Origin of the sequence: Virgibacillus dokdonensis, assembly GCF_900166595.1 — a bacterium.
GTDB lineage: Bacteria > Bacillota > Bacilli > Bacillales > Amphibacillaceae > Virgibacillus > Virgibacillus dokdonensis.
Genome location: NZ_LT745763.1, coordinates 1121169 through 1142558, shown reverse-complemented (window position 1 = coordinate 1142558; position 21390 = coordinate 1121169). Strand labels below are relative to the sequence as shown.

At 36.6% G+C, this 21390-nt stretch carries 16 protein-coding genes and 3 pseudogenes; 6 read left to right on the top strand and 13 right to left on the bottom strand.

Features of this window, described 5'->3' with window-relative positions:
- Positions 1-27 precede the first annotated feature (27 nt).
- The 6 genes and pseudogenes from B2C77_RS06890 to B2C77_RS06865 all read right to left on the bottom strand — a co-directional run bounded on the left by B2C77_RS06890 (position 28) and on the right by B2C77_RS06865 (position 5586).
- Entirely contained in the window at positions 28-816 is a 789-nt protein-coding gene (locus B2C77_RS06890) for an endonuclease/exonuclease/phosphatase family protein (RefSeq protein WP_077702957.1), read from the bottom strand.
- Positions 813-2258 (bottom strand): annotated as a pseudogene (locus B2C77_RS06885) (PTS transporter subunit IIBC); the annotation flags it as partial. The pseudogene B2C77_RS06885 and the gene B2C77_RS06890, both read right to left, overlap by 4 nt.
- A 141-nt stretch (positions 2259-2399) precedes the next feature.
- Complete coding sequence (locus B2C77_RS06880; RefSeq protein ID WP_077702955.1) at positions 2400-3515, bottom strand: IS4 family transposase; 1116 nt, start codon at positions 3513-3515, stop codon at positions 2400-2402.
- A 138-nt stretch (positions 3516-3653) separates the two neighbouring features.
- Positions 3654-3857: pseudogene (locus B2C77_RS06875) on the bottom strand (PTS transporter subunit IIBC); the annotation flags it as partial.
- A 379-nt stretch (positions 3858-4236) separates the two neighbouring features.
- Positions 4237-4626 (bottom strand): annotated as a pseudogene (locus B2C77_RS06870) (RidA family protein).
- A 45-nt stretch (positions 4627-4671) separates the two neighbouring features.
- On the bottom strand, positions 4672-5586 hold the full coding sequence (locus tag B2C77_RS06865; RefSeq protein ID WP_077702954.1) for a hydroxymethylglutaryl-CoA lyase: 915 nt from the start codon (positions 5584-5586) through the stop codon (positions 4672-4674).
- Between the two features lie 788 nt (positions 5587-6374).
- Between B2C77_RS06865 and B2C77_RS06860 the strand changes: the two genes are divergently transcribed.
- The 4 genes from B2C77_RS06860 (at position 6375) to B2C77_RS06845 (ending at position 9263) form a co-directional block, all read left to right on the top strand.
- A complete protein-coding gene (locus B2C77_RS06860; RefSeq protein WP_176087289.1) occupies positions 6375-6821 on the top strand; it encodes a MerR family transcriptional regulator in 447 nt (148 codons plus the stop codon).
- Between the two features lie 39 nt (positions 6822-6860).
- Positions 6861-7067, top strand: coding sequence for a YkvS family protein (locus B2C77_RS06855; RefSeq protein ID WP_073005924.1), 207 nt, complete (start codon positions 6861-6863; stop codon positions 7065-7067).
- A gap of 354 nt (positions 7068-7421) precedes the next feature.
- On the top strand, positions 7422-8207 hold the full coding sequence (locus B2C77_RS06850) for an enoyl-CoA hydratase-related protein (RefSeq protein ID WP_077702952.1): 786 nt from the start codon (positions 7422-7424) through the stop codon (positions 8205-8207).
- Between the two features lie 21 nt (positions 8208-8228).
- A complete protein-coding gene (locus B2C77_RS06845; RefSeq protein ID WP_077702951.1) occupies positions 8229-9263 on the top strand; it encodes an enoyl-CoA hydratase/isomerase family protein in 1035 nt (344 codons plus the stop codon).
- A gap of 58 nt (positions 9264-9321) precedes the next feature.
- On the opposite strand, the gene B2C77_RS06840 is transcribed toward B2C77_RS06845, so the two are convergent.
- The 3 genes from B2C77_RS06840 to B2C77_RS06830 form a co-directional block, all read right to left on the bottom strand.
- On the bottom strand, positions 9322-10782 hold the full coding sequence (locus B2C77_RS06840) for a CoA-acylating methylmalonate-semialdehyde dehydrogenase (RefSeq protein WP_077702950.1): 1461 nt from the start codon (positions 10780-10782) through the stop codon (positions 9322-9324).
- Positions 10779-11675: an NAD(P)-dependent oxidoreductase gene (locus tag B2C77_RS06835; protein WP_077702949.1), complete on the bottom strand. Its 897-nt coding sequence runs from the start codon at positions 11673-11675 to the stop codon at positions 10779-10781. The genes B2C77_RS06840 and B2C77_RS06835 overlap by 4 nt, the downstream gene beginning before the upstream one ends.
- 111 nt (positions 11676-11786) lie before the next feature.
- Positions 11787-13451 carry an acyl-CoA dehydrogenase family protein gene (locus B2C77_RS06830; RefSeq protein ID WP_077702948.1) on the bottom strand — a complete coding sequence of 555 codons (1665 nt, stop codon included), beginning with the start codon at positions 13449-13451 and terminating at the stop codon, positions 11787-11789.
- 426 nt (positions 13452-13877) lie between these two features.
- On the opposite strand from B2C77_RS06830, the gene B2C77_RS06825 reads away from it, so the two are divergent.
- Complete coding sequence (locus B2C77_RS06825) at positions 13878-14993, top strand: IS4 family transposase (RefSeq protein ID WP_077702325.1); 1116 nt, start codon at positions 13878-13880, stop codon at positions 14991-14993.
- 326 nt (positions 14994-15319) lie between these two features.
- On the opposite strand, the gene B2C77_RS06820 is transcribed toward B2C77_RS06825, so the two are convergent.
- Together B2C77_RS06820 and B2C77_RS06815 are read right to left on the bottom strand one after the other, a co-directional pair.
- The gene (locus B2C77_RS06820) at positions 15320-15811 is read right to left on the bottom strand and encodes a GNAT family N-acetyltransferase (protein ID WP_077702947.1); all 492 of its coding nucleotides are present in this window, start codon (positions 15809-15811) and stop codon (positions 15320-15322) included.
- A 59-nt stretch (positions 15812-15870) separates the two neighbouring features.
- On the bottom strand, positions 15871-17628 hold the full coding sequence (locus tag B2C77_RS06815; RefSeq protein ID WP_254843949.1) for a sigma 54-interacting transcriptional regulator: 1758 nt from the start codon (positions 17626-17628) through the stop codon (positions 15871-15873).
- Positions 17629-18095: 467 nt separating this feature from the next.
- Here B2C77_RS06815 and B2C77_RS06810 point away from each other — a divergent pair, with 467 nt between their 5' ends.
- Complete coding sequence (locus tag B2C77_RS06810; protein WP_164085489.1) at positions 18096-18863, top strand: tyrosine-protein phosphatase; 768 nt, start codon at positions 18096-18098, stop codon at positions 18861-18863.
- Positions 18864-19010: 147 nt separating this feature from the next.
- Here the strand turns inward: B2C77_RS06810 and B2C77_RS06805 are convergent, their stop codons facing one another.
- Positions 19011-19364: a M20/M25/M40 family metallo-hydrolase gene (locus tag B2C77_RS06805; protein ID WP_077702945.1), complete on the bottom strand. Its 354-nt coding sequence runs from the start codon at positions 19362-19364 to the stop codon at positions 19011-19013.
- Positions 19365-19722: 358 nt separating this feature from the next.
- On the bottom strand, positions 19723-21105 hold the full coding sequence (gdhA, locus tag B2C77_RS06800) for an NADP-specific glutamate dehydrogenase (protein ID WP_077702944.1): 1383 nt from the start codon (positions 21103-21105) through the stop codon (positions 19723-19725).
- Positions 21106-21390 lie beyond the last annotated feature (285 nt).

Here is a 21390-nt window from a genome sequence, read left to right as displayed (position 1 = left end):
ATTATTTGTTATTTCGGCAAATTCCCTTTATATATTGATGGTGACATCTACGCCATAATGGTCAGAAATAATGGGCAAATTCATTCCATTAAAAATCACTTGCGAACGAATGACTTCAACCTTTGCGGAAGAGAAAATATAATCAATCCGTTTATTCGTAAGACTATCTTGCCAACCAGCAATATCACCACAAACTGTAACGCCTAAGTCTCTTTCTTTAGCTAAATGATAAGTGTCAAAATAACCTAAATCTTGAACATAATCATATCCTTCATTTTCTAATGATGCTTCATTATTAAAGTCACCTACTAAGAAATGGAGCCGATCCTTAGGGACGGACTGGACTAGTCGATCCATTTGCCTTTTAAAAGGCTCTGCATTATCGTTCCACCAGCCCATATGACAGGAATAAAAGTCCACTTCTTTTCCGTTTATATCTATTGTCATGCCAACCACTTTTCGAGCCTTCCAATAGCTTGTATCTTCACTTTCACTCACAAAGAATGCTTGTCTATTTACTACCTTATGCTTTGTTAATAAAGCAACTCCTTCTTCAAATCGATCATAAGCAAGATGTGCATAGTCCCAAATGAATTCATACGTTGACCCTAATGCTTGTAATTCATTTTGTAGCAATAGAATAAAGTTATCTGCTTTCAAGTTCTCGCTCACTTTTTTTGCAGTAATGGTTTGATTCACTTCCTGCAACGCAATAACGTCATAGGATTGATTATGAATTGCTTCTGCTAGAATGGAGAGCTTATCTAGTTGCGAATCTTCTAGCCAAGAATGGCAATTTAACGTTAACAGCCTCACGATCTATCCTCCAGATAATCAATCACTTTCGATTTCAACACATCTGCTTTCGGGCCATATATTGCTTGAATACCTGTCCCTCTAACTACTAACCCCATAGCACCTGTTTTTTTCCAAACTGCTTCTGGCGCTACTTGTTCTACATCTTTCAACGACACACGTAATCTGGTCATACATGCATCTACCTCATCAATGTTTTCTTTCCCACCTAACATGTTTACAATAGCGACTACCTCTTCATCTCCTTGAACAGCTCCGCCTTTTTCCATTTCATCATCTGAATAATTACCAGCTCGGCCTGGCGTTGCTAAATTCATTTTTTTAATGAAAAAGTAAAACAGAAAGTAACTTAACACGAAGAACACCATACAAGTGAGTACAAAGTTGATAACATCTCCTAAAAGCCCTGCATTTAAAGCCATTGGTAACCTGGTAAAAAACTCAACTAACCCAAACGAATGTAAACGTAAATGAATCAAATCAACAATAGCAAAGCTCAGCCCTGCTACGATAGCATAAACAAAGTAAAGTAATGGAGCCGCAAACATAAACATAAATTCAAGTGGCTCTGTTACACCAGTAATAAATACAGCTATACCTGCTGAAAAGAACATCGATTTATATGTTACACGTTTGTCTTTATCCACATTACGATACATTGCTAAAGCTGCTCCCATTAACACAGCGGTGGATAAAATCATTTGTCCCATTTTAAACCTTGCTGGTGTTACATCTTGCATTAATTGATGATAAGCTGTTGTGTCACCATTAGCTTTTAAATTTACTAAGTCAGATACCCAAGCTAACCATAGTGGATCTTGCCCAGCTACGATTTCACCTGCTGTCGCACCTGTTAAAACGGTATAGGTGCCACCTAATTCCGTATAATTAATTGGAACAGTTAACATATGATGTAATCCAAACGGAAGCAATAACCGTTCAAGCATTCCCATCGTAAAAGGAGCTAAGAATGGTGCAGCATCTTTTGAATTCGCTAACCACACTCCGAAGTCATTAATTAATCCTTGAATAAAAGGCCATACGACTGACATCACAAGCGCGATGATAACAGACCAAAGAATCACTACAAACGGGACGAATCTTTTCCCATTAAAAAAAGATAATGCTTGTGGTAACTTGCTGTAATTATAGTATTTGTTATAAATGATCGCCCCCACAAACCCGGAAATAATACCAATAAATACTCCCATATTTAACGCTGGAGCACCTAATACGGTTGTAAAGTAATTAGCTACTATGAGGTCGCTTCCAAATAAAGAACGTACGGTAGCTTTTGCATCGGTAAACATGTCATTTGTTACACCAAAAACAGAACCTGTAATTCGGTTAATTAGAATAAAGGCGAGAAGTGCAGCAAAAGCTCCACCAGCTCTCTCTTTTGCCCAAGCACCACCAATAGCAACTGCAAATAATATCACTAGCGTTGCATAAAATTAGTTTGAAAATTCAGTAATCATTTGCACAAGATTTTTTGCCAATAAGACATTACCTAAGCAAAGGTGGGCTGTCCATTTGGAAAAATTATACAATTAAACTGTTAGCAACAACGACAGTGTATGTATTTACGGAATAGATCTATCGTCAAATCTGCGGATCCAGATGTACGCAGGTTTCCACAGCACTTTATTTAACCAGCGGCTAATTCGGAGTAAGGACTTCTTACTCCTCATCTCTAACTGGATAAGTACATGTAAACAGTAAGCAATGAGCGCAAGGAAGATTTGATTTTGAATGGCAGTTTCGCTCATACCATAAAAGTGTTTGATCTCTACATGCTGTTTGAGCCATTTGAAAAATAGCTCTATGGCCCACCGTTGACGGTAAATTTCACTAATCTCTTCGGAATTTAGATCGAAACGGTTAGTAATTAATCGCAAAATGTTCCCCTTTGTATCCACTACTTCAAGTAGACGGAATACATTCTCTGTGCGATTTTGCGTCGAACCGATGTAAACCATCTTGTCGGATAAAGCTGTAGCATCTTTAGGTACAGAAAATGATTCTACTTCACGAATGACGGCGTTTTTCTTTAGTCTGGACACGAAAAAGTAGCCTTCATCCGTCATTCGGTCAAATCGTTCATAGTCAACATATCCACGGTCAAACACATACATGGCTTCTTTGTCATCTACGAGAACTTCCAGTTGATTTCTGTCATGTTCTTTGGCTGTTGTAATCACAGTTTTTTCAGGATAGACGGTGCCCTTATCCATAAATACAAGTCGTAAATGTAGCTTAACTCCTGCTTTTGTTTTACGGAATTTCGCCCACTTATGATTCGTTAAGTTTAATGGAAGCGTGCTAGAATCAATGATTTTTAATGGCATGTATTTCCCATTTTTAAATTGGAGACCTTTGATTTTGTATGCAAGATCAAAGAATAAATGGGAAAGGATGGCTGGATTCATTTCATTGTTCTTCCTTGAAGGTTGCGATGGGCTAATCGATTCAAACCCCAATACTTTCTGAAGTTCACCATCTATTAGTGCATCGCTCATCTCTTCCAAGCTCTCAAATCCTTGTAATTGAGCAAGCAACAGCAACTTTATATACGCTTCCGTTGTCAGTTTTTTTGTGTAGTAATCTTGTTTATTTTCTTCTACTTGTTCATATAGTTTTTTCGTATTTATAGGTGAAACCCATTTACCAAATGATGATTTTAGTGTATTCTTGTCCATGCAGTTATCCTTTACTTTTGGATTTGGACAGGAACCACCTGTACTTCCATTGTAAAGGATTTTTTTGTTGTATGAACACTAATTTTTGAACATTTTTAGTATTTTTAATCATCAGATTTAATTAATGCAACGCTAGTGAAATAATATATGTAAATTATTTATAATTGCCCAACCTATATCTTCCATTACTCGTCCAGCTGCAAGGATAAAAGAAATATCCCCAGTTATGCCTAAAACTTTTCCTAAAGAAATCATGATTCCAGCTGCAGGCATAACAGCCACTACAACGAGTAAAGCCTTTCCTAACTTCTGCCAAAAATCAAATGAAATTATATTCTTCATGCTTTCTCCCTTTCTCTATCGTAATAAAAAAACATAATGTGCAATCGTTTTCTTTTATATAATATTCTGTATATACTAAAATATACAACGTATTCGAAACAAAATAATGAATAATCCAATAACATTTTAGCATATAGCGCAAACGATTGCGCGAAGTACATTAACATCATATAAGATAAAACAAATTCGGTCAATACCAAATAAATTACTTTTTTACTAATTGCAGCGGGGCATGGCATTAGAAAAACGAAGGCCTAGTCGCCAAACTTTATGACGATAGCCTTCGTTTTTGCTTATACTAAAATGTGTATTTTCTATAGTGAAACAAAACATAGAAATATTTCATATTAAACTCATAACTTCTAGTTTCATATGAAAGTTATCCTTCTTTGCACGCCCAAGCATCTATTTCAACTTTAAATCGCGGAGCTGATAAAGCTACTACATACACTATCGTAGTACATGGCAAATGATCACCAAGAAAATCACTAATCACTTTTTTCGAGCTTCTGCATCTATATTTTCAACTAAGGTAAAATACTAATTTCGTATTATCTTTTATTTCCATATTAGCTGCAACTAAATTATTATCTATATTTTGAAACGCCAATTCCATTTGCTCTAATGGACTTTCTGGAACATTTCCATCTACACCCATACCTAATTGCTCAGAAATAGTTAACCACCTCATTGGGTTTGAAATTTCGATTTGATGCACATAGGGAGCTACAGGTAGATGAACATTTTTTGGATTTCTAGCGTTTTTCAAAACAATCATTCCTAGTAATATCATACCGTTTCGTTAGAAAAAGCTTTATACTGTCTTTTTATAATCGTTTGCTTGTGAAGCTACTGTTTTACTTGGTAATTTCTTGCCAATTTTATCTTGAATAAATAAAGCCGCTTGTTGCATTTTATCTTCTTTAATGCCTGTTTTTATACCTAGACCGTGCAACAAATAAAGTACATCATTTGTTGCCACATTTCCTGCCGCTCCTCTTGCGTATGGACAACCACCTAACCCTCCTACAGAACTATCAAAACGAGTGATTCCATATCGTAGAGATGTTAAAATATTCGCTATCGCCATCCCTCTTGTATCATGAAAATGCATGATTAACTGCTCCGAGCTAAACTCAGTCAACATCCGTTCTAAGAGGGCTTCAACTTGTGAAGGGACTGCTGTTCCAATTGTATCTCCTAATGAAATTGCGTCTACACCATCTTCCATTAGCTGATTACATACACGAATAACATGTTCAGGGTCCACTTTACCTTCATAAGGACAATCGAAAACCGTTGACACATAACCAGTCACATATTTATTGGCTTGCTTTGCTTCTTTGATTACTTCATACAATACTGGATACGTTTCTGAAATAGATTTATTAATATTTTTTTTATTATGTGTTTCACTTACAGACATAAATATGGATGCTCCATCAATCCCCACTTCTAATGCATGCTCTAAACCTTTTAGATTTGGCACAAGCGCGGAATAAAAGACGTTCTTATTTCGTTTTATTTTTCTCCCTACTTCTCGAGCATCCCTCAGCTGTGGGATCCATTTTGGATGAACAAATGAAGAATATTCAATCTCATCAATCCCAGACTCAGACAACATATTGATCCATTTAACCTTATCGTCCGTCTCAATAAACGCTTCCTCATTTTGTAGCCCATCTCTTGGTCCTACTTCTTTAAGCCAAATATAGTCAGGATAATTCACTTTTCTCCCCCTCTCTTAATCTTCCAATAGTAGTCAAAACAATGGTTCATGCCTGTGTACTTTAAAAATTTATTAATAAGTACATACAAAGCTAATTTAGAATGCGCTTTCAATCCATAATATGAGATTACGACGATGTTGTTATTTTCCAATATAAGATTCACATGTATTCGATTATGTTTATTTTTATTCAACATTGTTGAATAAAGTATATTACAAAAATTTAGGTACCGTCAACCCATTTTATGATGTAACTTTTTAAAGACATGTCGCAACGTATACTATTCGTAAAAATTCATATGTTCATTTTTCTTCTTTTCAGAAATATCTTTTCATGATAAAATTACTTCAAGTTTTTAGAGGAATTAGCTTATGTCAAGAAGTTGTAATAGCGACTCGGTGCATGCAAACTCAACACGAAAAACGTTGTCATAAAAACTTAGCAATCACCTCTGCTGAATAAAACGGCATCGTTTTGCTTCATACTATAAACCAAAGAAATCTTATACTTTTTTTTACTCTCATAATGAGCAAAAGCGTTAACACACGATATCTCAGTCGAAAAAATCACCCAATACAAACCTAAGCAATGACAGCTATCACCTTTTTCTAGACATTCCAAAGAAAATTACTTATTTATTCCACATTTTTCACATAATACTACCGTCTCCATCCATTATGATAGATCGTAAAGTTCATAATTTTTGACAAGGGTAAGATAGATTTCAAACAAGCCTTGTTAAATAACACAACTGTATGAAATAAGTGTTTGGACAAACAAGAAAGTGGTGACAGTAGTGGAATTACTTAGCCTTCAAGGATTATCACATATTGTAGGTGTTCCACCATCCATTCTGGCAACATGGATAGAACAATTTGCCATGTATGTACCTAAAGCACAGGAAGAGGATGAAAATTACTATCTTCCTGAAGCAATTGATGTTCTAAAATACATTAAACAATGTAAACAAGAGCAGTATAGTTTTACAGAGATTGAAAATTTATTACTATCTGAATTCACAAGCATAGAAAATAAATCAGCATCAACTGTTTATCAGACAGAAGACAAAGAAACGATTCGTTGTATGATGCAAACCATTGGTTTGACCGTAACGAACATGAATCAACTTACCGAATCATTTCATGCGTTAGAACACAAGTATAAAGAACAAACACGAGAATTAGAAACACTAAAAAAACAAATACAGCTACTCCATAGCAAACAAATTCAATGACCTTTTTTCCATCAATTCTGTTTAAAAGGAGGAAATACTATGTTTAAACCTGATACAAAAACAGCTAAGCCAGGTGATATTATCGAATTTAAAAGAGAGGATGTACTTTTACAAGGAAAAGTACTACCTTCAAGCTGTAAGCAAAGTATCATTGTCGATATTTCAAAAGCACAGAATTTGGCTGAGTTAAACAACGGTTATTCTACTACTGTTGTAGCTCATAAAAATTACCGTGTTATTGGTTAACATTTATCGTTTTCTTTCCCGTTCAATGTCTAAAATGCAGTACCTTATAACATCTATGTCGTGATAAAATGCGGCATGATACATGTACTTAATTAACGTTTAAAATGCAGACACCTTACAAATGGCAAGTTGAATAGTAATTTGTAGAATTGCTTTTAAATCATGTATAATTGTGTAGACAGTTATACATGATTTTTTGTTTGCTTACCCTATGTTTAAAAAAGGAATTAAAGCTTTGCAATTAACTATATTAGCTACATTCTTCTCTGTTTTTATACGCTTTGTAAACTTTGGCATAGGATTTGCTTTAATTAAGAAACAGGACTGTTGATGAAATTGAAGGAGGAACTTACTATGGAATTTAATCACGTTACAGTAACTTATGAAGAAAATATCGCTATCTTGGCCTTAGATTCACCACCAGCTAACGCCCTATCATCAACAATGATTACGGAATTACGTACCATTTTAAAACAATTTCAAGACGATTCCAATGTACATGCTATTATTTTAACTGGAGCAGGCAAATTTTTTGCTGCTGGGGCTAATATTAAAGAGTTTGTACCAGCAATGGGAGATTATCAAAAAGGAATTGATATGTCTAAAGCGGGACAGGATTTATGCAATGAATTGGAATTTATGACAAAACCGGTAATTGCAGCAATAAATGGACCAGCACTTGGCGGAGGTTTAGAAGTAGCAATGGGCTGCCACTTCCGAATTGCATCTGAAAAAGCAACAATTGGCTTACCTGAAGTAAAACTTGGACTTGTGCCATCGTTCGGCGGAACACAACGTCTTTCGCGAATTACTAGCGTAGCCACTGCGTTAGAATTAATTCTTACCGGAAAACATATAGACAGTGATAAAGCACTAGAGCTAGGTATTGTTCAAGCAAAAGTTTCTAGTGACGAGCTAATGTCAACAGCGAAGACGATTGCCCGTTCTTTTGTAGAAGGAAATAGTATGCAAAGTGTTACAAGAGCTGTTGAAAGCGTCGTTCAGGGGGCACAGAAATCTTTTTCTGATGGATTACAGAGAGAAAAGGAAATCTTTGGTGAATTATTCCTAACAGAAGATGCTAAAGAAGGCGTTCAGGCTTTTGTCGAAAAACGCAAACCCAATTTTCGCCACCAATAATACATAGGAGGTCATAGGAAGATGAGCGATGTTTTATTTTCCAAGAAAGAACATGGCATTGCAACAATTACATTAAATAGACCAAAAGCAATTAATTCGTTAACAGAAGGTATGCTTTCGCCAATTTATGATAGATTGCTAGAATGGGAAAATGATTCTGATGTGCAATTAATTATTTTAAATAGTGAAGGACAAAAAGGATTTTGTGCTGGTGGAGATATAAAAACATTATATCAAGCAAAAGAAAACGAGGAAACGTTTGAAAAAGCAATGGAATTTTTTGAAATTGAATACGCAACGGATAATTTCGTCGCTAATTTCCCAAAGCCAATAATTGTATTGCTCGATGGTGTTGTCATGGGAGGTGGCGTTGGACTCTCTTACGGAGCTAGCCATCGTATCATAACAGAAAAAACAAAATGGGCGATGCCTGAAATGAACATTAGCTTTTTCCCAGATGTCGGTGCTGCATACTTCCTTAATCAAGCCCCTGGCTACATTGGACGGTATTTGGCACTAACATCGGATATTATAAAAGGTGCAGACATTCTATATGCTAATGCTGCTGATTACCATCTATCAACATCTCAGATAGAACCACTAATCAAAGCAGTTTATGATATAAATTGGCTGCAAGAAACAGAACAAAAATTAACTCAATTGATAAAAAGCTTCGAAACTAAATTAGAATGTGAAAGTAATTTGGCGCAGCATCAAGAGAAAGTTAACCGTCATTTCGCACATCAAACAGTAGAAGAAATTGTTGCTTCTCTCGCGTCAGATGACAGTCCATTTGCGACAGAAACAAAAAATACGATTCTCTCTAAATCACCTATTTCTCTAAAAGTTACTTTAGAGCAGCTAATTCGTGGAGAGAACCAAACTTTAACAGAATGTTTGGAAACCGATCTGATTATTGCTAAAAATTTCTTGAAAACAAATGATTTTTATGAAGGGGTACGTTCCGTCGTCATTGACAAAGATAAACAGCCAATCTATCAATACAAACAATTATCCGACGTCTCTCAATCTGTCGTAGAATCGTTTTTTCAGTAAAAAACGATGTCAAAACAGCCGAACAATAGGTTAAATTGTTCGGCTGTTTTTAAATAACCTAGAACCAACGCTCCGTTACTACTTTCTTTCTTGTATAGAATTGCACTCCGTCTTTTCCGTTCGTTCCTAAATCACCATAAAAAGAAGCTTTATTTCCTGCGAAAGCAAAAAATGCCATCGGAGCTGGAACATTTACGTTCACACCGACCATTCCTGCATCAATTTGGTCACGGAACGTTTGCGCATGTTTTCCGCTTGACGTATAAATGACCGCTCCATTTGCAAATCTCGATTTATTCGTAAGCGCTATCCCTTCTTGTAAATCCTTCACTCTCACTACACTTAACACAGGAGCAAAAATCTCATCCTGCCAAATCTTCATATCTGGTGTAACATGATCAAAAATAGTCGCACCGACATAGTAGCCATCTGGCGTTTCTTCTTCAATGGTTCTTCCATCTATGAGTAGTTCAGCCCCTTCCTCTACTCCTTGATCAATATAGCCAACTACTTTATCTTTGTGAGACTGCCTGATAAGTGGACCAACAAATGTTGAATCATCTAATCCATCTCCAGCCTTTAATTTTTTTGTTTCTTCCGTTAATAAATGCAAAAATGCATCTGCTACCTCATCGACAACAGCGACAACCGAACAGGCCATGCAACGCTCTCCACTGCTTCCAAACGCAGCACCAATGACACCTTGGACTGTTTTTTCTAAATTACAATCAGGCATGACGATAGCATGATTTTTCGCACCTGCTAATGCTTGCACCCGTTTCCCGTGCGCCGTACCTGTCTGATATACATGCTTAGCTACTGGCTCTGATCCTACAAAAGAAATTGCCTCAATATCCGGATGCTTCAACACCCGATTTACAACCTCTTTCCCTCCGTGAACGAGGTTAAGTACACCTTCAGGGAAACCTGCTTCATAAAATAATTCAACTAACCGTTCTGCCAAAATCGGGGTGCGTTCAGACGTCTTTAAAACAAATGTATTTCCACAAGCGATAGCTAGCGGGTACATCCATAGCGGAACCATCATCGGAAAATTAAATGGTGTGATTCCTGCCACTACCCCTAATGGATAACGCCAGATAGACCCATCTATGCCACTTGCGATTTGTGGCAATGCATCACCCATCATTAAATTCGGAGCAGATGTTGCTAATTCGACTACTTCTATTCCGCGTTGCACTTCTCCCCTTGCATCTCTTAACGATTTCCCATTTTCCAATGTAATAATTTTTGCCAAACTTTCTTTATGCTCTTTTAATAAATGCAAATAATTAAATAAATAACGCGCACGGTTTGGAATAGGGACATTCGCCCAATCCTTATAAGCATTTTTAGCTGCTGCTACCGCTTGATCGACGTCCTCCTCCGTTGATAGCACAACTTGGGCAATGATTTCACCTGTTGCTGGGTTAGGTATATCATGTTTTTCTACACCAGATGAAGTCACCCAGCTATTTCCAATGTAATTTTTCATCACTTTTACTTCTTGCGATATCATTTTTCAGCCTCCTTTTTAGCCGACTGTTCCTTTACCCGTTCATAAAGAACAGCCATATCCTGATCTCCATATCCTTCTTTTTCCACTTGTTGATATAAAGATAATAACGTTTTGCTAATTGGTAAATCTAATTGCGTGTTTTCTGCTGCTTCCATAGCAAACTCTAAATCTTTACGCAATAATTTCAAAGAAAAACCAGGTTCATAATCATTGTTGGCAATAAACGCCTTATAGTTTCGTTCATAAATACGACTTTGCCCGTAACTCACACTTAACATAGAATATAAGTCATCTAAATTAATATTTTTCTTCGTAGCAATATGCAAAGCTTCACTGACACCTGCTGTATAAAATCCAATTAGCAAATTATTAATTAGTTTCACCGTTGTACCGCTATCAATTTGTTCATTAACATGAAAAATATTGCCACCAATCACTTCAAAAATTGGTAATACACGCTCAAAGATAGCTTTTCTTCCTCCCGCCATTACGGTTAACGTTTGCTGTTCTGCACCGATGACACCACCACTTACGGGAGAAGCAAGAAAAGGAATTTCTTTCTCTGCACAGGCTTGATCTATGATTTGGTTCAATTCGGGAGAAACGGTGCTCGTATCGACAAGTATTTTCGTTTTATCCCCTTGTTCAATTAATCCATCGGCAGCTAAATATACTTCCTCGACAGCTTTCACCGATGGAAGACTTGTTAAAATGGCATCACTAGAAACGAGAATTTGCCCAATAGTTGTCGCAATTGCTCCTCCTTGCTCTTTCAATGAAAGGACTGCCTGTTCATTAATGTCATATCCAGTAACGGTATATCCTTCTTTTACTAAACCAATCGCCATTGGCAATCCCATATTTCCTAAGCCGATAAACCCAATTCGTTTCATATTCTTCCTCCTTGTTCCCATTGTACGTAACGAAATTATTTTCCATTACTACTTCGCATACGATCCATACGATATTTTAAGGTAATACTTCGACATTCCTTGCTAAAACATTTAAAATCCATTACGGTTAATCATTTCTTTTGCAATGGTCTGTTTCTTTGCAATAATATTTGTGTATAGCACAGGTAACGAACGTACCTCCCTTATTCGCTCTTCGTATGTTTCATTTTCTTCTGAAATAGAAGCAAGTAAAACGATTGTATGCTTTTCAACTCGTTGGTAAGCTTCCTCACAAAAGACATCAGCTAAATTGGTATATAGTGAATCTTTCTCCAACATAGCCTTGATCTCAGTAGCTTGCATAAGATAAATATCTTCTAATATAAGAGCTATTCGATGTAAATAAAATTGATCGAGCTGTGGAAGTTCACCTGTTTCGGAAAGCGCATTCAAAACCGTTCTTAATAGTTGATTCGCATAGCGAATAAATATATTCTCTTCCTTCTCGACGGATAAAATGACAGATGAGTCTTTTGTATACTGCTTTAAAAACGCCTTAGCAATTGTTAATCGATTAATTTCATTTGTTCCTTCAAAAATTCGATTTATTCTCGCATCTCGATATATACGCTCTACCTCATATTCTTGCATATACCCATATCCGCCATGGATTTGCACAGCTTCGTCGATGACATAATCAAGCGTTTCAGAAGCTTTCACCTTATTAATGGAGCAAGCCATTGCATAATCCGATAACCTTTCCAATATATCCCCTTTGTTGTCTTGCTCCATTTCGTCTAACCTATTCACTGTGTAATAGGCTGCACTTTCTGCTCCATATATTTCAAGCGCCATATTAGCTAATTTCTCTTGCACCATTCCAAAGTGAATGATTGGCTGTTTAAACTGCTTACGTTCTTTTCCGTATTCTACGGCGAGGCGTAACGCTTGTTTGGAAGTTCCAATATTAGCAAAAGCTAGCTTTAATCGTGCTAGATTTAAAATATTCAGCGCAATTTTATGCCCTTTCCCAACTTCACCTAGTATATCTTCTTCTTTCAAACGAACATCCTCTAAAATTAAAGTCGCCGTTGAAGAACCCTTAATGCCTAACTTCTTTTCCTCAGGTCCTACGGATACACCTGGCTGGTCACGCTCAACAACAAAAGCAGTAATGCCATCTGAAGTATTAGCAAACACTACATATACTTGAGCTATATGTGCATTCGTTATCCATTGCTTTTCTCCATTTAATGTCCAGCCTGAACCATCTACTGCCTTTTTAGCTGTCGTCTTAGCAGATAATGCATCAGACCCAGCATCTGGTTCTGTTAATGCATAGGCACCAACCCATTCACCGGAAACTAACTTCGGTAGATATCTGGTTTTTTGTTTTTCAGTCCCAAAATATACAAAAGGTAACGTACCTACGCCTGTATGAATATTGAAAGATACACTAAATGATCCGCCAAAACCCATTTTTTCAGCAATAATTCCAGCCGTACGCTTTCCCATTTCTAAACCACCATAAGCTTCAGGAACTTCCGCACCTAACAGCCCTAATTCACCAGTCGCTCGAAACAATTCACGAGCAACTTCATAATCATGCGCTTCCAACTTATCTAAATTTGGCATTACTTGCTCTGCTACAAACTTTTCGATCATCCCTATAAGCAGTTCCTCTTCCTCCGCAAAAGGATTCGTGGAATCTTTCTTAAGAACCCACTGTTTATTTGGAAATATAGAATCCTTATCATGAAAGTTTACCTTTTCCATTACCTATCCCCCTTTCCGTTTCTTATTGCAAATTACATGCCAAATCATAAAATTACAAAAATAAAAATCAGACCGAACAATGCGACTTTTTCTTTAAACACTCATCTTTAAGATTTGTCAAAAGGTGAAAATTGAAATTTTAGTAAGACTAGAGAAGTTTTATCGTCAAGTTTCTATACCAAAAAGTCTATAGTTGGTTCCATCTAGTGGTGTTAGATAACCGGGAATAGAATGAACAAACGATGGAACAACTGTCTAACTGTTTAAACAATGATACATTTTTTACCACTAGCATTGCATTAATTAAACCTGATGATTCAAAATACTAAAAATGTTCAATAATTACGTGTTCATGATACAAAAAAATCCTTTACAATGGAAGTACAGGTGGTTCCTGTCCAAATCCAAAAGTAAAGGATAATCCGTATGGACAAGAATACACTAAAATCATCATTTGGTAAATGGGTTTCACCTATAAATACGAAAAAACTATTTGAACAAGTAGAAGAAAATAAACAAGATTACTACACAAAAAAGCTAACAACTGCCGGGTATATAAAGCTCATGTTACTTGCCCAACTGCAAGGATTCGAGAGCTTGGAAGAAATGAGCGATGCCCTAATAGATGATGGACTTCAGAAAGCACTGGGGTTTGAATCGATTAGTACATCTCAGCTATCAAGGAAGAATAATGAAATGAATCCAATGATCCTTTCCCATTTATTCTTGGACCTTGTTTACAAAATAAAAGGTATCCAATTTAAAAACGGGAAATACATGCCATTGAAAATCATTGATTCTAGCACGCTTCCATTAAACTTAACGAATCATAAGTGGGCAAAGTTCCGTAAAACAAAAGCAGGAGTTAAGCTACATTTACGACTTATATTTATGAATAAAGATACCGTCTATCCTGAAAAAGCAGTGATTACAACAGCCAAAGAACATGACAGAAATCAACTGGAAGTTCTCGTAGACGACAAAGAAGCCATGTATGTGTTTGACCGTGGATACGTTGATTATGAACGATTTGATCGAATGACAGATGAAGGCTATTTTTTCGTATCAAGACTGAAGAAAAACGCCATCACTCGTGAAGTAGAATCATTTTCTATACCTAAAGATTCTACGGTTTTATCCGACAAGATGGTTTACATCGGTTCGACGCAAAATCGTACAGAGAATGTATTCCGCCTACTTGAAGTAGTGGATACAAAGGGAAACATTCTACGATTAATTACTAACCGTTTCGATCTAAATTCCGAAGAGATTAGTGAAATTTACCGTCAACGGTGGGCCATAGAGCTATTTTTCAAATGGCTCAAACAGCATGTAGAGATCAAACACTTTTATGGCATGAGCGAAACTGCCATTCAAAATCAAATCTTCCTTGCGCTCATTGCTTACTGTTTACATGTACTTATCCAGTTAGAGATGAGGAGTAAGAAGTCCTTACTCCGAATTAGCCGCTGGTTAAATAAAGCGCTGTGGAAACCTGCGTACATCTGGATTCGCAGATTTGACGATAGATCTATTCCGTAAATACATACAGTGTCGCTGTTGCTAATAGTTTAATTGTATAATTTTTCCAAATGGACAAACCACCTTTGTTTAGCCTTTGTCTTTTTGGCAAAAAATCCTGCAAAGATGCTTACTGAATTTTCAAACCATATTTATGCAATGCTAGTGATTTTTTACACTTCAAAAACTTATTCTTTAAATAACTTGGCTTATTGTTTATGATGAAAAATACCATCGTTTGATTAGTGTTCAGCAAGACCTCAAGGGTATCAACTCTAAACGAAAAAGGGATTGCAACGATTAGTTCAGCCCGTTTCTGGGGAGCATTGCTTTATAGTAAACTCCGATTAAATTTTTCGGTAATATCGAAGCGATACCTGTCTCTCACTTGTTTCCGTTTCCGTCATATTTTTCTGCTTATAGATAAAACCTCTTGCTTCATAAAAAGGAATTCCTAATTGATTTCCTTCTTGAACCGATACCCACTGCTCTTTCGCTCCCTCAGCTACTTGTTGTTCCGTTAATGCTGCGAGCAATTTACTGCCAATTCCCAAATAGCGATACAAACTATCTACGTAAAGAACATAGATTTCAGTCGAGCCATCTTTCATTGCCCCACCAATAACGCCAACCACTTTCATGCTAACTAACGCTATATAAGAATACAAACCAGCTTGTACATCCTGAGCAACTTTTCCCGGGTTGTACCAATAGGCTATATTTTGTTTTTGGTATTTTTCGCTTAATATTCCAGCTACTGTTTGTTTCCAACCTTCTGCACAAATTCTTGCTATATCATCTACATGTACCAATTGCGGTTTTACAATAGATATAGTCATTCGCACCTCCTATTTATCCACCTTACAAATAGACTTTGAACTACCTTACCAGTCATCTGTTAAAAATTGTTTAATTTATAACGAGCCAACTTATTGTAGAGCGTAGCCCTTGACATACCTAATTTTTCAGCAGCCTTTGTTTTATTTCCTTGCACTTGTTTTAATGTTTGCGTAATCATTTCTTTTTCTTGTTTTGTAGCCTCTTCTAAAAGTTCGTCCTTTCGATGATTGTATGGGTAATACGTTTGAAAAAAAGTCTCCCTTACCGAAGCAGGCAAATGATTAAATGTTATGTGGTTCCCATCTGTTAACACATATAGTCTTTCTATTATATTCATTAACTCACGCACATTTCCAGGCCAATGGTGCTGTTTCATCCATTGCAATACATGTTGATCAAAGGTTTTTTCTCCTTGTTTATAACTCTTCGCTAACTGCTGTAATTGATAGGCAATTAAAGTAGGTAAATCCTCCAACCGTTCTCGTAACGGCGGTATCTCAATAGGAATAACATAGAGCCGGTAGTATAAATCTTCGCGAAATTTCCCATCCTTGACCATTTGTTGCAAATTTTGATTCGTTGCCGTAATTAAACGAAAGTTCACGCCTACAGCTTTTCTATCTCCTACTCGTTCCACTTTCTTTTCTTGTAACACACGTAAAATTTTTGCTTGCATGTTGAAAGGCATATCGCCAATTTCATCAAGAAAGATTGTACCGTCATGTGCCAATTCAAACTTTCCTGGTTTCCCATCTCGATGTGCACCAGTAAATGCGCCTTTTGCATAACCAAACAATTCAGACTCCATTAATCCATCTGGAATAGCCGCACAATTCACGCTAATAAACCGCCCATTTTTAGCAGCACTCGCATCGTGAATTGCTTTTGCAAACTGCTCTTTACCTACCCCACTTTCTCCTGTTAATAATACAGCCGCACTTGAATCAGCAGCTTTTCGAGCCATTTTTTTCGCTTCAGTAAGCGCTTTACTATCACCTAAAATATTCTCAAATTTAACCACTTCTAGTGTTGAACTTTCTAATACCGTTGTTGCATTTTCCACACGTGTATTTTTATCCAATTGATCCATCTTTTGTATTACTTCATAAATTTCCGACACTCCCTCATATACAAGGATGCCGGCTGCGCCAATAATTTTATTATCTTTCCATATTGGAATTCGATGAACGACTAAATTTTGCCCTTGTAACCGATGGGCCTGACTACGTTCTGGAATACCTGTTTTTAACACAACAGGTAATCTCGTATTTTCGATGATGTCATCTGCCTTCTTCCCTAAAGCCTCTTCTTTAGCTACTCCAACATACCGGCTGTATGCTTGATTAAACAACTGAATAACCCCTTGATCATCAACAACCGTCAATCCTTCATATGCCGTATCAAAAATTAATTCATACCAATGCATAAGATTGTCTATTTGGGTTAACTCATGATGCATATACTTTTGAAAAGCAAGTAACTCCTTTGCCGTTATTTGTCCAAGCAATTCTTCTGTATTACCATCAATGACGTAAGCAGGCGTTTGATAAATATCATGCATCGACGAGCCTATAAAAGCGGTGGCATAATGCTTATTCATAATGGAAGCTACTAACTCTTTTTGACCCTTTATTTTTATATACTTCCATACATCATAACTTGACACAACACCTTGCATACATCCTTCAGCTACAACCGGTATAGTAGTAATAGCGTGATTACATAACGTAGTAAATGCTACTTCAAGAGGCGTAGATGGAGAAATAGATAGGGCTTTAGTGTCCATCCACTGCTCAACAAAAAAATCCTCTTTCAACTTATCTCTCCCCCAGTCATTTTAACAACAATACATTGATATATTTTTCTGGTTTTACTTTTAAAGAAATGAGCAAAAATATACCCAATTCAAATAATGCATTTTTCTGAATTATAGCATTAGCGTTACCACACCGCAAACGGATAATAGTTACATGATTTATTTCATTTGAAGCACATTAATGGGAAAGGAGGTTACACGATGGCTAAAGATAAGACAAAAACAAAAAACAAAAGTAAGCAAGAACTAAATGATATGAAACAGGAAAACAAATACAAGCGCAATCGCCCTCCAGATAACTAATCAACAACTACCTTACGTGGGGAATATCTTTTCCCCACGCACTTTCATTCTTCCTCTCTCCTTGACTTTTATATGATTCACCCAGACAATACAAGTATAGACACATGTTCAAAATCAAAATTTTAACAAACAAATTATTTATCGGAGAGGCAGGGAGAGTACGTATGGTGAAAAAAATCCCAGTACGAACGATTGACTTAGAAGGAAGTTTTAATTTTCGTGACTTAGGTGGTTATGAAACCCTCTCAGGAAAAAAGGTTAAAAATGGAATACTATATCGTTCAGGTAATCTCCAACATATCACAAAGAACGATATGGAAAAAATTAATCAAACTGGCCTAAAGACGATATTTGACCTTCGAGGAAGTGACGAAGTAAAAAACTACCCTACGCCTTCCTTTTCAGGAGTCGCCATAAAGCATTTGCCCTTAATAGAAATAGATAGGGAGATGGTACGACAACCTAAAGATTTACAAAAATTCGTCGATCATTCACAAGAACCAGGAAAAATATTAGAAAAGCTTTATCGAGAAGTATCTAAAAACACAAACGTATATAAAGCTTTTTTTTCAACCTTGCTTAGTGATCCTACATCGCCTCTATTATTTCATTGTATGGCAGGAAAAGATAGAACTGGTGTCATGGCAGCATTAACTTTGTATGCGCTAGATGTCCCCCAAGAGCTCATCTTTGCAGATTACTTATATACAAACAACTTCCTTGATATCTTACGTGCAAATTTACAACCTGAATCTATCCAAGTAAATCAAGCTTTTATGCAAGCAATGCTGGAGGCAAGGCGAGAATATTTACAAGCCTTTTTTGATGAAGTGGAGAGCAAATTTGGTTCCGTGGACCAATATATTAATGAAGGTATCGGTTTAAGCAAGTCAGATGTAAAAACCCTACAAGCAGCTCTACTCGTTGAATAATAACCGTAAAGGCCAAAGAGGTCTATACTCCTTTGGTCTTTTTTGCACTATAGGGAAGTATTGTGGGAGCGATACTATAAGCCGCGTTTCCTACTATACAAAAGTGAAAAATGAAGGGAGCTCCCTCGCTTATCCTTTTCTCCCTACTTAATCCATATATTGTAACGTAGCAGCTCCTAATATTTTGGCTGCATGCAATAAAGCGCGCTCATCTATATCAAATTTTGGATGATGGTGCGGGTATGCCATAGCCCAGCTAGAATTACTAGCTCCTGTAAAAAAGAATGCACCGTTTACATGTTGTAAGTAATAAGAAAAATCTTCTCCACCCATTATTGGTGGCGTTTCGGTTACTTCTTTAATCCCAGGAACTTGTTTAGCTATGTTGGCAACAAATTCTGTTTCTTGTGGGTGGTTTACGAGAGTAGGATATCCTCGAGTAAACGTAATTTCATAATCAGCATGAAACATGTCGCAAGAAGCTTTTATTGTGCGTTCCATTTCTGCTTCAATAAATGTTCGCGTTTGCTCTTATATTAAATTCATTTTTTTCCGAACATTTACTTTGTATAAATTTTATTTATAAAGAAAATGAGCGATTATTTAAATGAACGTAAATAAGTCTGCGCAAAGTAGCAAAAACTAATTGGGCTATTACAAAGAAAGATTAATATGCATTTATACAGTCAACAAGAAAAATTATCAACCCTTATCTTATAAAGGAACAAGGACCCAATAATTAGGTCCTTGAAATAGTATGTTCTATTTAAGTAGCAAATTACTTCGTTCGTTTTGCTACAAGAGAGAAATTAACTCGAATAATGTATTAATAGTACACTGCATTTTGTTACTCTTTCATTTAAATGACGCCTTGTGAAATCATAGCAGCAGAAACTCTCTTGAAACCAGCAATATTCGCACCGATAACTAGGTTTCTTGGCTCACCATATTCCTCTGCCGCTTCCGTTGAAGCTTTGTAGATCGTATGCATAATATGGTGTAATTTTTCATCCACTTCATCAAAACTCCATGCAATTCGTGCACTATTTTGCGCCATCTCCAACGCAGATACAGCTACACCACCAGCATTTGCTGCTTTAGCAGGAGCAAATAAAATTTGGTTATTCATGAAAACTTCTACCGCCTCTAAAGTGGATGGCATATTTGCACCTTCGCCTACTGCTTTCACTCCATTGGAAACGAGTTGTTTAGCAGCTTGCTCATTAATTTCATTTTGTGTCGCGCATGGTAAAGCAATATCACAAGGGATAGACCAAATTTCTGTACACCCTTCATAAAAGGTTGCTTTAGGATGGGCGTTGAGATAATCACGAATTCGGCAATTTCCTTCTTCTTTTAGATGTTTTACTGTTGCCAAATTTATACCTTGTTCATCATAAATACAACCATCTGAATCACTGCAAGCAATTACCTTTGCACCTAATTGGGTTAATTTTTCCATTGCATAAATGGAAACATTTCCTGAGCCAGAGACAACCGCTTTACTCCCTGAAATGCTTAAGCCATTATCCTTAAGCATAGCGTCCAAGAAATAAACTGTCCCATACCCAGTTGCTTCTTTACGGGCTAAACTACCGCCATATCCTACTCCTTTTCCGGTCAACACACCAGCCTGATAGCCTCCGCGCATTTTTTTATACTGACCAAACATATAGCCAATCTCTCTTTGGCCAACACCGATATCTCCAGCAGGTACGTCTTGATCTGGTCCAATATAATTACTAAGTTCTGTCATAAAACTTTGTGTAAAGCGCATAATCTCAGTATCAGACTTTCCTTTAGGATCAAAGTCCGCCCCTCCTTTTGCTCCACCAATTGGCTGACCAGTTAAAGCGTTCTTAAAAATTTGTTCAAAACCTAAAAACTTAATAATACTATCGTTTACCGTAGGATGAAAACGAATTCCACCTTTATAAGGACCAAGAGCACTATTAAATTGGACACGGTACCCACGGTTTACCTGAACATTGCCTTCATCATCGATCCAAGGTACACGAAACGAAACCATTCTCTCTGGTTCTACAATACGTTCAAGAATAGACTGTTTCATATATTCTGGATGCTTTGCCAAAACTGGGGTTAAGGAAGCTAAGACTTCTTTTACTGCTTGCTGAAATTCTTCTTGATGAGGGTTACGCATTTTCACCGTTTCGTATACAGTTTCTACATATTCTTTCGCTTTTTGCATGTACGTAAATTCCATTTTGTCAACTGTTTTCATTCAAGTCATTCCCTTATCCGTCATAATGTTTTAGAAAGATATGGCCTATCGCCAAGTTTAAATGGTGAAAATTATCATTTTTGCTAACAATCTTAAAGATGTTTTAGTTTCGTATAAAAACTTGTCTGCAAACACTTGTTCATGAAAGACGCTAACTCTTTGAATGCCATGATGGTTTCTTAACGTTTCAGAAAAACTTGGCTTCTATCGTGCAAAAATAGTAGATTTCCTTATAAGGAATATTCTATAATTAAACAAAGTATCGAATCAATATAAAGAAACGAT

What these genes read in the sequence shown, in the direction of transcription:
- B2C77_RS06880 (WP_077702955.1), bottom strand. Translation starts at nt 3,515, where the DNA reads ATGGACAAGAATACACTAAAATCATCATTTGGTAAATGGGTTTCACCT.
- B2C77_RS06855 (WP_073005924.1), top strand. Translation starts at nt 6,861, where the DNA reads ATGTTTAAACCTGATACAAAAACAGCTAAGCCAGGTGATATTATCGAA.
- B2C77_RS06850 (WP_077702952.1), top strand. Translation starts at nt 7,422, where the DNA reads ATGGAATTTAATCACGTTACAGTAACTTATGAAGAAAATATCGCTATC.
- B2C77_RS06845 (WP_077702951.1), top strand. Translation starts at nt 8,229, where the DNA reads ATGAGCGATGTTTTATTTTCCAAGAAAGAACATGGCATTGCAACAATT.
- B2C77_RS06840 (WP_077702950.1), bottom strand. Translation starts at nt 10,782, where the DNA reads ATGATATCGCAAGAAGTAAAAGTGATGAAAAATTACATTGGAAATAGC.
- B2C77_RS06835 (WP_077702949.1), bottom strand. Translation starts at nt 11,675, where the DNA reads ATGAAACGAATTGGGTTTATCGGCTTAGGAAATATGGGATTGCCAATG.
- B2C77_RS06830 (WP_077702948.1), bottom strand. Translation starts at nt 13,451, where the DNA reads ATGGAAAAGGTAAACTTTCATGATAAGGATTCTATATTTCCAAATAAA.
- B2C77_RS06825 (WP_077702325.1), top strand. Translation starts at nt 13,878, where the DNA reads ATGGACAAGAATACACTAAAATCATCATTTGGTAAATGGGTTTCACCT.
- B2C77_RS06820 (WP_077702947.1), bottom strand. Translation starts at nt 15,811, where the DNA reads ATGACTATATCTATTGTAAAACCGCAATTGGTACATGTAGATGATATA.
- B2C77_RS06810 (WP_164085489.1), top strand. Translation starts at nt 18,096, where the DNA reads ATGGTGAAAAAAATCCCAGTACGAACGATTGACTTAGAAGGAAGTTTT.
- B2C77_RS06805 (WP_077702945.1), bottom strand. Translation starts at nt 19,364, where the DNA reads ATGGAACGCACAATAAAAGCTTCTTGCGACATGTTTCATGCTGATTAT.
- gdhA (WP_077702944.1), bottom strand. Translation starts at nt 21,105, where the DNA reads ATGAAAACAGTTGACAAAATGGAATTTACGTACATGCAAAAAGCGAAA.